7 protein-coding genes are annotated in these 14,756 nt (G+C 70.0%); 3 read left to right on the top strand and 4 right to left on the bottom strand.

The window, feature by feature from the left end; all coding sequences use genetic code 11:
- Positions 1-26 precede the first annotated feature (26 nt).
- The 3 genes from ACWGIH_RS13225 to ACWGIH_RS13215 all read left to right on the top strand — a co-directional run bounded on the left by ACWGIH_RS13225 (position 27) and on the right by ACWGIH_RS13215 (position 7,184).
- Positions 27-3,260 (top strand): NACHT domain-containing protein, encoded by a 3,234-nt coding sequence (locus tag ACWGIH_RS13225; protein WP_453443253.1) that lies wholly within the window; start codon positions 27-29, stop codon positions 3,258-3,260.
- A 130-nt stretch (positions 3,261-3,390) separates the two neighbouring features.
- Entirely contained in the window at positions 3,391-5,613 is a 2,223-nt protein-coding gene (locus ACWGIH_RS13220) for an ATP-binding protein (RefSeq protein WP_453443251.1), read from the top strand.
- Positions 5,610-7,184, top strand: coding sequence for an ABC transporter substrate-binding protein (locus tag ACWGIH_RS13215; RefSeq protein WP_453443249.1), 1,575 nt, complete (start codon positions 5,610-5,612; stop codon positions 7,182-7,184). The genes ACWGIH_RS13220 and ACWGIH_RS13215 overlap by 4 nt, the downstream gene beginning before the upstream one ends.
- A gap of 16 nt (positions 7,185-7,200) precedes the next feature.
- On the opposite strand, the gene ACWGIH_RS13210 is transcribed toward ACWGIH_RS13215, so the two are convergent.
- From ACWGIH_RS13210 to ACWGIH_RS13195, 4 genes are all read right to left on the bottom strand, one after another.
- Entirely contained in the window at positions 7,201-7,590 is a 390-nt protein-coding gene (locus ACWGIH_RS13210; RefSeq protein ID WP_453443248.1) for a VOC family protein, read from the bottom strand.
- A gap of 98 nt (positions 7,591-7,688) precedes the next feature.
- Entirely contained in the window at positions 7,689-9,653 is a 1,965-nt protein-coding gene (locus tag ACWGIH_RS13205; protein ID WP_453443247.1) for a HEAT repeat domain-containing protein, read from the bottom strand.
- Complete coding sequence (locus tag ACWGIH_RS13200) at positions 9,654-10,298, bottom strand: DUF7019 family protein (protein WP_453443245.1); 645 nt, start codon at positions 10,296-10,298, stop codon at positions 9,654-9,656.
- A 142-nt stretch (positions 10,299-10,440) separates the two neighbouring features.
- Entirely contained in the window at positions 10,441-14,316 is a 3,876-nt protein-coding gene (locus ACWGIH_RS13195) for a GH92 family glycosyl hydrolase (protein WP_453443244.1), read from the bottom strand.
- Positions 14,317-14,756 lie beyond the last annotated feature (440 nt).

The following is a 14,756-nucleotide window of genomic DNA, read 5'->3' as shown; positions in this document are numbered from 1 at the left end:
AACGCTCGGCGGTGACGGGGGTTTGCGTGGACGCAGGAGCAGTGGGAATCAAGGTCGCGTCCTCGGTCGCGGTGCCGTTGCTGAAGCGGCTGCTGCTGCCGCCGCCCAAGGCGCCGGGAGCCGAGTACACCGAACAGCCCATACGCATCAAGGGGTTGCTGGCCTTCGCCGGGGACCACCCCTCGCTCAGCAAGGACGACATGCACCGGCTCGCCCAGGAGCTGGTGCGCCGCGCGGTGCGGTCGGCGGGGCCGCACGAGCGGCCGATCGCGGACGACGAGCACGACGCCGTCGGCCAGGCCCTGACCCGTACGCTCTTCGCCCTCGGCGAGCTCGACATGGACGACGTGCAGGTCTTCGTGCTCGGGCCCGAAGGTCTTGCCGCCGAACTGTCCCGCAAGGCCGGCACCGAGACACGCAGGCTGCTCACCCGCGACGCGGCGCTCTTCCACGACGAGCTGCTGCGCACGGCCTGCATCCATCTCGTGCGGTTCTTCACCCAGCGCCCCGGCTTCGCGGCCCGCGCCCAGCTCGAGGAGTTCCACGAACTGCGGCGGCAGAGCGAGCAGTTGGAGGTCATTCTGCGCCGCGTCTCGGGCGACGACTGGACGACGGCGGACGCGCGCTTCGAGGAGAAATACTCCGACTACGTCATCAAGGAGCACGGCAGCCTCACCCTCTACGGAGTCGATCTGCGCAATACCGACCGCAAGGTGTGGCCCCTGGAAACCGCCTACCTGAGCCTGCGGGCGGTCGCGACGGCCGCCGCGGACGACGAACCCGACCTGGACACCGAGGGAAGGGCGGCGGTGCTCGAGGAGAGCGTCGAGTCCGTCCTCGTCGGACACCGGCGCGTACTCCTCCAGGGGGTCGCCGGCACGGGCAAGACGACGCTCGTCCAGTGGTTGGCCCTGACCACCGCGCGGCAGGACACCGTGCCGGGGCATCTGCCCCAGCTCCTGGGCCGCGTACCGTTCGTCCTCCCGCTGCGCACCCTGGTCCGCGAAGGCACCGAACTGCCCCTGCCCGAAGACTTCCTGCGCCGGACGGGCTGCCCGCACGTGGGCACCGAACCCGACGGCTGGACGGCGCGCGTGCTGCAGAACGGCCGCGGGCTCCTGCTCATCGACGGCCTCGACGAGATCCCCAAGGCCGACCGCGCGCGCACCCGGGAGTGGCTGCGCCGGCTCCTGTCCGCCTTCTCCGGCAACCTGTGGCTCGCCACCACCCGGCCCTCCGCACTCGCCCCCGGCTGGCTGGAACGCGAGGGCTTCCACGAGTTCACCCTGAACGCGCTGCGCCCCGACGACTTGCGACGCTTCATCCAGCGGTGGCACACGGCGACAGCGGCGCGCGAAGGGAAGGACGACGAACTGATCCAGTCCTTGCGCACCCGGCCGGAACTGAGCAGGCTCGCCACCAACCCGCTCATGTGCAGCCTGATGTGCGCCCTGCACGAGGAGCGCCACGGCTTCCTGCCCGAGGGGCGGGCCGCCCTCTACAAGGCCGCCCTGTCCATGCTGCTCGAACGGCGCGACAAGGAGCGCGGCGTGCGGCCCAAGATCGGCGAGACGAAAGCCACGCTCAGCGAGACGGAAACCACGCTCAGCGAGGAGGAGGCCTCCGAACCCCTCAAGCGCTTCGCGTACTGGCTGATCCGCAACGAACGCACCCAGATCGAGCGCCCGGACGCCGTGGACCTGGTCCGCAGGCTCCAGCCCCAGGTGCCGAGCCTCCAGAAGATGGGAGCACCCGAGGAGGCCCTGCAGTACCTCATCGAGCGCACCGGTGTCCTCCGTGAACCCGCCTCGGGAGCCGTCGACTTCATCCACCGCACCTTTCAGGATTATCTCGGCGCCAAAGCGGTGCTCGAAGAGCGGGACTTCGGCATCCTGGTGAAGAACGCCCATGCCGACGAGTGGGAGGACGTGGTGCAGATGGCCGTCGCGCAGAGCGATCACAAGGGACGCGCCGATCTGCTCATACGGCTCAGCGACCGCTCCCACCGCGAGAAGGATTCCACGGTCCAGGCCAGGCTGCGGCTGCTCGCCCTCGCGTCGCTCGAACAGGCCACTCGTCTCGACCCCGAGGTGCGGCGGACCATCGAGTCCGAGGCGGCGCGCATGGTCCCGCCGCGCAGCCTGCGCCAGGCCAGGGTCCTCGCGCGCACGGGGCCGCTGCTGCTGGGCCTGCTGCCCAGGGCGCGGGACCTGGACGGCGACGAGGAGCTCGCGACCGTCCACGCGATCTGCCAGATCGGCGGGGACGCCGCCATCCCGCGTCTGAGGGAGTTCCTCGACACTCACCAGCCCGTGGTACGGGCCCAACTCCTGGGCCACTGGGACCGGTTCGAGACGCGCGTGTATGCCGAGGAGATCATCAAGCCGCTCCTCACCGCGGACCCCTCGCAGCCCGTCACCGTGCGCTCGGACGCAGAACTCGACGCCCTCGCGACGCTGCCCGGCTGCGAACGCGTAGGCATCCACGGCGACTTCACCCCCGCGGCCGTCCGCGCGGCGCTGGATCCGCGGCGCCTTCGCGAGCTGCGGCTGCGGGGCGCGCTCCAGCTGGAGGACCTCGGCCTGCTCGCGGACTTCCCCGCGCTGGAGAGCCTCACCCTGCGGGGCTGCCGCAACCTCAGGGAGCCCGCGCCGCTCACCCGGCTGCCCCAGCTGCAGACCCTCGTCCTCGAGGACCTTCCGCAGTTCGAACCACTGGCCAAGCTCGCGGAATGCCCGCGCCTCAGCGCCCTGCACCTGGGGCTGCAGGTGCCCTGGCGCGGGCTCGACGATCTGTCCCGCCTCAATGACCTGCGCGTCCTCGCGCTGCCGATGGGCACGGTCGAGCTGACGGAGATCGGGAACTTCCAGGCGCTCGAGGAACTGCGCCTGCACGAGGCGGGCGAGCGCCTGCTGCCGGACGGGTGGGGCGCCCTGCTCGGCCGCCTGCCCGAGCTGCGCACGCTGACCCTCTCCCCGGAGCAGCTGAGCACGCTGCTCTTCGATCCCAAGGCGCAGGTCTCGCAGGTCACGCATCTCTACGTGTACGCCAAACCGGGTGCGCCCGTGTCGCTGCGGCGCATCGCCCGGAGGCTGCCGGGACTTGTCGAAATACATCTCACCCAGGGCTCCGACATCGATCTCTCGCACCTGGCAGGACTTTCCGGGCTGCGGCGGGTCAGGCTCGCGTACCCGGGTGAGGTACGGGCGGCGGTGAATCTGCCGGACCGGGTCGATCTGGAGATTTACCCGCAACCCTGAACCGAAGGGGGGTAAGTTCCACTGTTCCGAGGGGAGTTGGAGCAACAGTCAGCGGCTGGTTTCCGGGGGAGCGGTGCGCCTCGCCCCGGTGGTGGCCGAAGGCTCCCAGGGGGAAGCAGGAAGTCGTCGGATGGGCAAGCCGCAAACGCCACTGCTGTACGGTCGCGATCCACTGGTGGGCTCACTCATCCCGTCACTCACGGGTCTGGCGTACGACGAACGGGCGCGCAGGAAACGGGAGTTCGGGGAGGACGTGCCCGTCGTGCTGCTCACCGGGCAGCACGGTCTCGGCCGCAGTGCCGTCCTTGACGGTCTCGCGCGGCATTACCACAAGCGCCTGCCGCTGGCCCATGTGCGGGTCGTGGTGCCGGGGGCACCCGCGGCCGTGCCCGTCGTCCCCGCGCAGGACGGTGACGTGCCTGCCGCGCCTGCCGCCGACTTCGTGCAGGTGCTCGAGCGGATCGTGTGTGCGCTCGCGCCCGGGATCGGCCTCTTCCCCGTCCTGCTGCCCGGCTTGTTCGCGGTCTCCGGCTGGTCCCTGGACGACGCGGACGGGCGGGACGCCGTGTGCGCCCGGCACGCCCGGCTCCTGATCGCCTGCGGCCTCATCACCGGGGGTGAGCGGGATGTGGCGCGGCAGTGGTCGGAGCGGGTCGGCGCCTCCGCCGCCGAGGCGAAGAGCGCGGCCGGCGACGGCGATGCGGTGGAGGACGACGACGGCGTGGCGGTGCAGGACGACGACGGTTCGCTGCCGGTCACCGCGGCGATCCTGCGTGAACTCCAGTCCCTGCAGGGACTGGGCCCGGCCCGCAACTGGTACGGGCGGCGGCACACCGCACCGGACGGCGTCACCGGGACGCCCGATGCCCTGCTCGAGCTCGGCCGGCGCTTCCACCGGGGCGGCGACTACCGGCACGCCGTCGAGAACACCCTCATGGCCGCCTTCCTCAAGGAGGTGGCCGACGCCTACGGCATGGTGCGGCACCTGAACCGCGAACCCTGGCCCTTGATCCTCATCGACGAGGCACACGCCCCCGCCGGGCAGCGCTTCCTGAACCTGCTCCTCGAACACCGCGCCGCCGCGCAGCGCCCCCACCGCGACCGGATCACCGTCGTCGCCACCCGCCTCGGGGACGTACCGCAGGAGGAGGCGCCGCAGGCGGTGTGCCGCGCACTGGCCGACCTGCTGCCCGCCGCGGGCGGCGCACGGCGCAAACAGGCCGCCGCCATCTGGCGCCGCAACGGACACGATCCGTCCGCCGGACTGCTCGTCGTGCCGCTCACCCCGCTGAGCAGGGACGACGTCCTGTCGATGCTGGACCGGGCGTCCGTGCGGCTGCTCCACCCGCACCTGGCGTCGGCGCTGCACTCACTGACCGGCGGGCACCCGGCGGCCAGCACCGTGCTGTGCGACGCCGTGGTGCACGCGGCCCGGCAGAACCGCGTGGTGGCCCCCAGGGATCTGCTCGACCTGCCCACCCCGCAGGGGCGCCCCGTCACCCAGGTGCTCCTGGAGGATCTGCTGCCCGACCGGCGCCAGCGTGACCGGCTCCTCGTGCTGTGCCTGGCGCGGGACAACGCGACCGCGGAGGCGCTCGCCGAGGACCTGCGTCTCGACGGGCCCGAACAACTGCCTGCCAACGCGGCCGCGCAGTATCTGGTGGAGCGGCAGTGGCAGCAGTCCGTCCCCGTCGACGCGCCGCTGGTCGAGAGCCGTCTCCTGCAGTCGCTCCTCGTCCACGAGGCGCGCCGCACCTCGCCTCCCTCCGACGATCCGCACAGCTGGTACGAGATACACCGCTTCCTGCACGCGCACCACGTGCAGCGCTCCGACACCGAGGACTCCGGGGAAGCGGACGCGTTGCGGCACAGCCTGGCCACCGGGAACGCGGCGCAGGTGGTGGACATGCTGGCGGACGAGTTCGGCGCGGAGGAGGCGGAGCAGAGCGTCCAGCACTGGTTGGAATGCCTGCGGCACTGCGCCACCGCCCCGACACCGCCGGCCAAACGTACCGAGCAGGACACGAACTCCCTTGATGAGCCCGGTGGTTGGAGCGACCACCGGGTGGAGATCGCCCTCGGGGAGCACGCGGCCCGCTACACCCACCTCGACGAGGCGGGCCGCAGCATCAACCGGCTGCTGCACGCCCTGTGGTACCTGTCCGAGCCGTACGCCGACGCGGCGATCGACCCGGACGCCGAAACCCTGTGCCAGGCGGTGGGCGACGAACTCGGGTTCCTCTGCCGCCGTCACCCCACCTGGTACGCGGCCCTCGGCCGAGCCGCCCGCGACTGGCCGGTGGCCGCCCGCAAACGGCAGACCCTGCCCGTGCCCGCCAGTGAGGGGTCATGATGTTCAACCACCCGCCCAAGGAGTGGGGCCCCCTCGAATGGCTCGTGGCCGCGGTGGTGGTCGCCGCCCTCGTCGCCGGTTTGGTCACCTGGAGCGGTTCGCGCCCCGGTCCGTGCGGGGACGGCCTCGAAGAGATCGCCGGGGAGTGCATAGGGGTCACCGACCAGGCCTTCGACGCCGACGAGGAGGCCGAGAGCCTCATCGAGGCCGTGGCCGACGAGAACGCCCGCGTCGAGCAGGACTGGGAGAACCCGCCGGACGGCAGCGCCCGCATTCCCTACGTACGCATCGCCCTGATGATGCCCTTCACGTCGGACGCCTCCAGCGCGATGACCGGCGACATGATCCGGCGCGCCCTCGCGGGTGCCCACGCGGCACAGCTGCAGGCGAACAGCGCGAGCGGGCCGCACTACCAGCTGCTCTTCGCCCCCGACGGCAGACACCTCAGCGAATGGGAGCCCGTCGTCGACCGTCTCGCCGAGATGACGCGGGACACCGAGGCCCCGCTGGTCGGCGTCACCGGCATCCCGAGCAGCACGACGGAGACCCGCAGGGCGGTCGCCGCGCTCACCGCACGCGGTATCCCCACGGTCGGCCCGGTCATCACCGCCGCCTCCATGAACTTCAAGTACTTCTTCAAGACGTCGCCCAACAACAAGCAGTTCGTCCAGGCCCTGTCCCACTACGTCGACCGCTATCCGCAGAAGAAGAAGGGCCTCCTGCTCTGGGACAGCCGCGAGGGCGACGTGTACTCCAAGGACCTGCGCAAGGTCTTCGAGCGGAACTTCGGCAAGACCTACGACCTGAAGAACCACAACTCCCACTACATCGGTTCGTCCGGCAAGGACCAGGGAGTCCCGCAGCGCTTCGCCGACGCCGTGGCGAGGATCTGCCGCGACAAGACGGACACCGTTTTCTTCGCGGGGCGCGACCAGGACCTGCCACGCTTCATCAACCGCCTGGCCAATGAGGGGGGTTGTACCCGCAGCGGCAAGCTGCGGATCCTCAAGATCGGCATCGGCCTCGAACCGACGCTCACCTCCGCCGAGATCGAACGCAGTCTGCGCCGGGCGAACGCCACGATCGTCGACGCCTCGGCCTACGATCCCGCCTGGCCGGACGACCCCGGCGGCGCGCCCTCGGGTTTCTCCCCGTTCCAGGCGCGATTCAACACGATCGACAACGAACACAAGCTGGGGCACAAGGCCTTGGCGGACGGGTACGCGGCCATGTACCACGACGGCTTCGCGCTCCTCGTGTCCGCCGTCGACCGGACGTACACCGAGATCAGCGAGGAGGACAAGAAGACGCCCGCGCATCAGCTGCCCTCCACCAAGGACGTGTACAGCACGCTCACCATGTCGACCCTCAGCGGCGACACCTGCACCGGCTGTCTCGTCGGGGCAGGCGGGACCTACGGGTTCACCGGCCCGGGCGAGAACGACCAGTGGGCCGTCTGCAAGCCCGTACCGATCATCGAGTTCCCCCCGGTGGCCCGCTCCGACGACAAGGAGAAGCTGCCGCTGTACCGGACGTACCGGGGGGACAAGGAGAAGAGCTGCCCGTCATGAACGGGCGACGCGGCGACTACGCGGGGAAGCCGCCGTAAGGCACCGTGATGAGCTCCATGGCGTGCCGTGAGGGATCCAGGAAGTACACGCCACGGCCGCCGTCATTGGTGTTGATCTCACCCGGCAGCTTCTGATGGGGGTCGGCCCAGTGCTCGACGCCGCGTGCGCTGATCTTCTCGTACGCGGCGCCGAACTCCTCTTCGGAGACCAGGAAGGCGTAGTGCTGCGGGGTGATCTTGTCCGCGGGGACGGTCGCGAAGTCCAGGGTGACGGAGTTGCTCAGCTCCACCGCGATGAACGGGCCCCACTCCGAGGTGATCTCAAGGCCCAGCAGGTCCGCGAAGAACTCGGCGGACTCCCGGTTGTCCCGGGCGTGGATGATCGTGTGATTCAGTTCTACTGACAAGGAATGCCTCCAGAAGGCATCTCCCGACACCTCCATGCCTCACCCAGCCGGTGACCGACACGCGATGTCGCCGTGGATCGTATGCGCACCGACCGTCGTTACTCAAGACCGTCCGCTGAGAGCCGCCGCCCGCGTACCTCCCGGTGGTCCCGGTCCGCCATGACGGTGAGGGCCGCGCGCTGTGCGTCGCCGTCGTGGCCGGCCCTGCGGCAGTAGGCCAGCACATGCGCGTCGGCCTCCTCGGTGCCCAGCTCGGCGAGGGCCCGCAATGCGGCGGCGGCGCTTCGGCCGTGGTACTGGAGTTCGCCGGCCAGCAGCGCCGCCAGGGGCCCGGCACTTTCCGGAGCGCGCCGCGCTCCCAGCGCCTCGACCACCGCCACGTGGACGTTCTCCGACAGGGGCGCCCCGGCCAACCGGCAGAGCCCCGCAACCGCTTCGTCCCCGGGGAGGCGCGTGAGCGCGGCGCCCAGCTCATCGGCGACATCGCCCCGGAGCCGCTGCGCCAGCGAGGCGAGGACAGGTCCGGCAGGGGCGCCGACCCGGCCCAGGGCTTCGACGGCGGCCCGTGCGACATCGAGGTTCGCGTCCCCCTCCGCGACCGCCCCGAGGGCCTCGGCCGCCTCGGGCACGGGGAACCCGCCCAGCGCCTGCGCCGCCTGGAGCCGCACCGGCTCCGATGGGTCCCGTACAGCGGCCAGCACCACCGGCAGTGTCTCCCGCACTCCGAGCAGCCCCAGCGCGTGCAGGGCACGGGCCCGGAGCGTGCCGGGTTGTTTCTCGTCCCCGGCCAGGTCCGCCAGGCGTTCTGCCGCCGGCCGGTGGCGCAGGGCGGCGAGCGCGTCGACGGCGGCGGTACGCAGGCCCGTGGCCCCGTCATCATCCAGTGCCGCAAGGAGCGCGGGCGTGGCTTCCGCGATGCCCAGAAGCCCCAACGCCGTTGCGGCGGCCGGGCGTTGGGTCGAGGCGCCCTCGCCGGACAGCAGCGAGAGCAGCTCCCGTACGGGTGGTTCCGGCAGGCGGGAAAGCGCCCGCGCGGCTGCCTCCCCGATCCGTTCGTCGCCGAGCGCGGCGAGGAGCGCGTGGACCGCGGCAGCACCGCCGACGGCGCCGAGTGCGGAGGCCGCAGCTCTGCGCAGGGCCGGATTCGCCTCGTCGAGGAGGTGGATCAGAGCCGGGACGTCCCGGTAGTCGTGTGCCTCGCCGAAGAGTTCGGGCCGGTTCTGGATGAGGGTGCAGACCGTGACGCCGGAACAGCTCGGAGCCCGGTAGGCGGCCCGGCGCCCCGGCCTGACGTCCCTGAGATGACCCCGCAGTTCGTCCCTGCCTCTCCCGGTCCTGGAGAGCAGCTCGGCCGCGGGCAGCGCGGTCGCGGCATCCGGATCGCGCAGCGCCCGCCGCAACATGATCTCCGGGATCGCGCCGGCCGGTGGGGGCCAGGAATCCCCGGGGAGTTCGACGAGTGCCTCCACGGCCGCCCTGCGCAGGTCGGGAGGGGTGCCTGCCGAGTCCGCGAGGAACAGCAGCGCCGGCCCCGTACGCAGATCGCGCATCGCACCGAGCGCCCGTACTGCCTGCACCCCGTCACGGGGCAGCAGAACCCACAGCGCGGCCAGCATGCCGGGCACGGCCTCCGGCAGGCGGAGCGCGGCCACCGCCTCCACCACCAGCTGCGAAGGGCACGGCTCGGCAAGCCGGTCGACCAGCTCACGGGCGACCTCGGGCCCACCGATGTCGGTCAGGGCCCGGAACACCCTCTCCTCCTGGCCGTGATTCTCCAGCCGCCCGTCGTGCAGCAGCCGCCGCAGCAGGGGGACCGCGCGACGCTCACGCAGCCTCCCCAGGGAGGTGAGGGCCCGCAGATGGAGGTAGCGGGGGTAGTCGCCGGGCCGCTCCAGGCAGTCCAGGAGCGCGTCGACGGCCGTCGGGCCACCGATGTCCCCGAGGAGCCCCGCAGCCTGCCGTGCCATCGGGAATTCGCCGGACCGCAGGACCCGGCACAGGCCCTCGACATCCCGGGCAAGCCGCATCCGGCCCAGGTCGGCGCGTGCCGCACCTTGTTCCACTCAGGCCCCCTGTTCCTGGTCCTCGTCCGCCATCGCCACGTACAGCGGGGTCCCGACGAGGATCTGCAGTTCACGCCCGTCCTCCCCGGTGACGGTGCCGTGCAGCAGCCGCCGGGCGAGGAACTCGCAGTAGACGGGCGGCTCGGTCAACGACGCGGAGAAGTCGAGGACTTGGTGGAGCGGGGACTGTCTGTTCGCCGTGGCCCGCCCCTCCGGAGCCTCGTTCAGGAGCCGGAACAGGGACGGCAGGCTGGAGGAGGCCGCCTGGATCGTGTCGACAGCCGTCCGCTGCCCGATCAGGTGGTGCGCCGACCCGATGAGCGCGATGACGGTGTCACCCTCGCGTCCCGTCATGAACGTCGGCCGGTCGGGCGTGCCGTACCCCCCGATCCGAAGCCCCAGATCGCCCCGGAACCAGGGTCTCGGCTCCGTCATCCAACTGACGTCGCACTCCCGCTCGAGGTAGGCCTCGACGAGGTCGAGCCGGTCGTACGCACTCTGGTCGGCGCGCGGCGACTGAACGGCGACGCTCAGCACCTTCAGATCGACCTTCGCCTCGACGGCGAGCCGCTTGAGGAGCTTGGGCGGGATCTGCCCGTACAGCATGTCCAGCTTGGAGCCGGACACGTAGAGGTAGTAGCGCATGTGGCGGCAGCATCCCATACTTGCGTCGGTTTTCGCGTGGAATGTGCAAGCCCGAGAGCCCCGGGCAGGACGCGAGAAAGTCCCGCCGACAGGCCGTGATCACGGCCTCCCGACGGGACTTCTCTGCAACTCGCCCCGCGGATCAGCTCAGCAGCTCGACCTCCGCGAGGGTCGCGGAGCCGTCGGGCACGAGCCGGTAGTGCGCGTACGTCCCCGGATCATCGACCGTGAACACCCGGGTCTGCTGGTCCCAGGCGAAGGACTCGCCCGATCGTTTGTCCAGCTCCTTCCACTTCTCGCCGTCGGCGGAGCCTTCGAGGACCCAGCCGTCCGGTGCCTTCGACTTGTCGGTGGACGACGTCAGCGTGTACTGCACGGCCTTCGTCTCCTTGGCGACCGGGAGGTCGACGGCCGCGTCCGAAGTGGCGTCCGTGGCCGAGGTGTTGTCGAAGAGCGCGCCGTCACCCTTGATGGCGTCACCGCGCGGCGAAGGCACCTTGTCGTCCTGCGTGACCGACGTCGGCTGGGCGTTCTTGCCCGTGCCCCACGACGACGGCTCGGGGCCCATGTCGAACTCCAGGACGCCGCCGCGCGCGATCTCCTTGTGGGGGAGCGCGGTCGAGGTCCACTTCTTGCCGTTGACCTTCAGGCCCTGGACGTACACGTTCTTCGCGCTGTTCTTCGGCGCCTTGACGACCAGGTCGCGGCCGTTGTCCAGGTGGACGGTCATCTTGGTGAACTGCGGCGAACCGATCGCGTATTCGCCGCTGCCCATGACGAGCGGGTAGAAGCCGAGCGAGGAGAAGAGGTACCAGGCCGACTGCTCGCCGTTGTCCTCGTCGCCGTGATAGCCCTGCCCGATCTCGCTGCCGGTGTAGAGGCGGGAGAGGACCTCGCGGACCTTCTCCTGCGTCTTGGACGGCTCACCGGCCGCGTTGTACATGTAGGCGGCATGGTGGGCGACCTGGTTGGAGTGCCCGTACATGCCCATGCGCACGTCGCGTGCCTCGGTCATCTCGTGGATGACGCCTCCGTAGGAGCCCGCGAACTCGGCGGACCCGGTCTCCGGAGTGGCGAAGTACGTGTCGAGCTTGTCGCCGAGTCCCTTGCGGCCGCCGTACAGGTTGGCGAGGCCGCGCGAGTCCTGCGGGGCGGTGAAGGCGTAGCCCCAGGCGTTCGTCTCCGTGTAGTCGTGGCCCCATACGCGCGGGTCGAACTTGTCGGAGGGGACGCGCCAGTCGCCCTTCTTGTCCTTGCCCTGGAAGAAGCCCGGGGCGGTTCCTCCGCCTGCCGCCTTGGCGTCGAAGAGATGCACGTAATCCCGGGCGCGGTTGAGGAAGTACTCCGACTCCTCCTTGTAGCGCTTCTCGCCCGTCTTCTTGTAGAGAGCCGCGCCCATGCGGGAGATGCCGTAGTCGTTGACGTAGCCCTCAAGCGCCCAGGACAGGCCCTCGTGGGTCTCGCTGGGGGTGTAGCCGAGGAAGGGGGAGTTCTCCATGCCCTTGCGGCCGACGCCCTTGCTCGGCGGTACGACCGTCGCGTTCTTCAGGGCCGCGTCATACGCGTCCTTCGCGTCGAAGTCCACGCCCTTGACGTACGCGTCGGCGAACGCCACGTCCGAAGACGTGCCCGTCATCAGGTCCGCGTAGCCGGGCGACGACCAACGGGAGGTCCAGCCGCCGTCCTTGTACTGCTGCACGAAGCCGTCGACGAGCTCACCCGCCTTCTTCGGCGTGAGGAGCGAGTAGGCGGGCCAGGTCGTGCGATACGTGTCCCAGAAGCCGTTGTTGACGTACGGCTTGCCGTCGACGATCTTCGCGCCGGTGTGCGTCGGGGTGTCGGGACCCGTCTGCGGCGAGAAGGGCGACGCGTACTGGTACTTCGACTTTCCGTCCGCCGACGTGACCTTCTCGAAGCCCGAGTTGGGGTAGAGGTAGAGGCGGTAGAGGGAGGAGTACAGCGAGGTCCGCTGGCCCTCGCTCGCGCCCTGGACCTCCACCTTGCCGAGGATGTCGTCCCAGCTCTTCTGCGCGCGGTTCTTCACGCGCTCGAAGGAGGTGCCGGACGGGATCTCACTGTTCAGGTTGGCCTTGGCCTGGTCGAGGCTGATGAGCGAGGTCGCGAGGCGCAGGTTGACCGTGCGGTCCTTGCCCGGCTTGAAGCGCAGGTAGCCGGTGACGTCACCGCCGCCCCCGCCGTCGAGCTTGCCGCCCGCGGTGACGGGCGAGTCGAAGGTGCCGTACACGAAGAGGCGCGTGGCGCCGGTGGAGAGCCCGGACTTCACGTCCGAGAAGCCGCTGACGATCCCCTTCTCCTCGTCGAGGGTGAGGCCGCCCTTCTCCGAGACGTTGTCGAAGATGACGCTCGCGTCGTCACCGGGATAGGTGAACTTCATCATCGCCGCGTGATCGGTCGGGGCCATCTCGGCCTTCAGACCGTTCTCGAACGTCACGCCGTAGTAGTGCGGGCGCGCCGTCTCCTTCTCGTGCCTGAAGGGCAGCGCGCGCTTGGTCCGGGACGCGGACGGGGTGTCCTTGTCGACCGACGGCATCATCTGGAAGGTCTGCCGGTCACCCATCCAGGGGCTCGGCTCGTGGCTCGCGCTGAACGCCTGGATCGTCGGCAGGTTGTCCGCGTTGTTGCCGCGCGCGTAGTCGTAGAGCCAGCTCAGGGAACCGGCGTTGGTCACCGGCGTCCAGAAGTTGAAGCCGTGCGGCACGGCCGTCGCGGGGAAGGTGTTGCCGCGCGAGAAGCCGCCGCTGGAGTTCGTGCCGCGGGTGGTGTCCGCGTAGTCCGAGGGGTGGGCCTTCGGCTTCGCCGGGGCCTTCTCCTTGAGGGAGACGTCGTCCACCCAGCCACGGAACTTCGCGGGACCCTTGGGGGAGTCGTACGCGACGAGCACCCGGTCGACGGTCTTGCCGCGCGCGACCTGCCCGATCCGGGAGGCCACGTTGTTCCACTGGTTGACGTAGAGGCCCTTCGCGGCGCCCTGGCCCTGCGGGGAGAGCGGGAAGCCGTTCTGATCCATGGCCTTGAGGTCACTCAGATAGGTGCCGTCGGTGAAGGCCAGGTCCACCGACACGTTCGTGGCGTCGTAGTCGAGGTCGCCCTCCGCCATGGACGGGAAGATCCGGTAGGAGAGCTCGGTGTCCCGGCGCACCGACACGTTCACGTCGAAGACCTTGTTGTACGAGTAGCCGCGCCCGTCCACCTTGTGGGTGCCCGCGTAACGCAGCGCGCGCTTGCCGGTGAACCCGGCGCCCGACTTCGCGGTCGGGGAGCCGCTGGGGCCGCGGTCCACGAGGGAGAGCATGTCCTCGGGGACGGGCGACTCGGTGCCGCCGACGGAGAGCTGGACGTCGGAGAGCTGGAGGGCGTCGGACGCGCCGTTGTTGGCGGTGACCTCCAGGCGGTAGTGGGCGTACGCCGTGCCGTTCTCGAATTCGTACTTCTTGGTCTGGTGACGCTTGTCGAACGTCTCGCCCTTGCGGGTGTCGAGGACCTTCCAGTCCTTGCCGTCCGCGGAACCCTGCAGGGTCCAGTCCTTGGGGTCGCGCTCGTCGTGGTCGTTCGCCGACGTCAGTGCGTACGTCACGGCCTTGGCGGGCTCGTCCAGGTCGAACTCGACCCACCCGGTGGCGGCGAAGGTGAGCCACTTGCTGGTGGGCTCGCCGTCGATCAGGTTCTCCTTGACCTCGCCGCTGCCGGAGTTCTCGCCGCTGGCGCGGACCTCCGTGACGTGGTCGTTCACACTTCCGGGTATTCCCGCACTGAACGCGCCGTTGACGCCGGCGGTCCGCTTCTTGCCGTCGGGGCCGGTGTCCACGGTGTTCAGCCAGTCGGGCTGGGCGTCGTCCTCCTCGAACGAGGAGACGAACTCCCGCGCGGCTTTGGGCGGTGCCTCCGGTTTGGCCACCGCCGCGCCCTGCGCGGTCGCGACGAGCGTGAACGCGGCCGCTCCGAGGACCGCGGCCGAACGGTGGTGTCTGAAGCGAGGTCTGCGTGATCTGTGCGGCATCCCCGAACCCCTCCCTGCGAGTTGGACAACGTTGTCAAGTCGCTGCTCAGGGTCCAGTAGGGAGGCAAGTGGTGGGTGGTGTCAAGGCTGTTGGAAGCGTCGGACGAGCCGCCAGGGGTGACGGGGCGCGGGGGAAAGTCCAAGGGGACCCGGGAGAAAGTCCAATGAGGTGCGAGTGAGCGCCGGGGAAGATCAATGAAGGGGAGCGACAGCGGGTCCCGGACGCGGCCGATTCCGTCGGCTGAATTTGCTCACGCCGTGAACGAACCAGGCCGTGTCTCCGCGAGGTCTCAACTCGGGAAAGACTGCTGGCCCAAGCTGCGTTCGATCTTGCTCTGCTGCCGAGAAGTGGACTATACCTATCGGCACCCTGAGTGGCGGGTGCGAGCCCTTGCCATGTAGTTGTCGCACGCAACGCACCACGAAAGCTTCAACTGACC

The sequence above is a fragment of the Streptomyces sp. NPDC054872 genome (assembly GCF_053610705.1).
This window is presented reverse-complemented; position numbering and strand designations above follow the sequence as displayed.

Excerpts from the sequence above, each read along its gene's own strand:
- ACWGIH_RS13215 (WP_453443249.1), top strand. The coding sequence starts at position 5,610 with ATGATGTTCAACCACCCGCCCAAGGAGTGGGGCCCCCTCGAATGGCTC.
- ACWGIH_RS13200 (WP_453443245.1), bottom strand. The coding sequence starts at position 10,298 with ATGCGCTACTACCTCTACGTGTCCGGCTCCAAGCTGGACATGCTGTAC.
- ACWGIH_RS13195 (WP_453443244.1), bottom strand. The coding sequence starts at position 14,316 with ATGCCGCACAGATCACGCAGACCTCGCTTCAGACACCACCGTTCGGCC.
- ACWGIH_RS13220 (WP_453443251.1), top strand. The coding sequence starts at position 3,391 with ATGGGCAAGCCGCAAACGCCACTGCTGTACGGTCGCGATCCACTGGTG.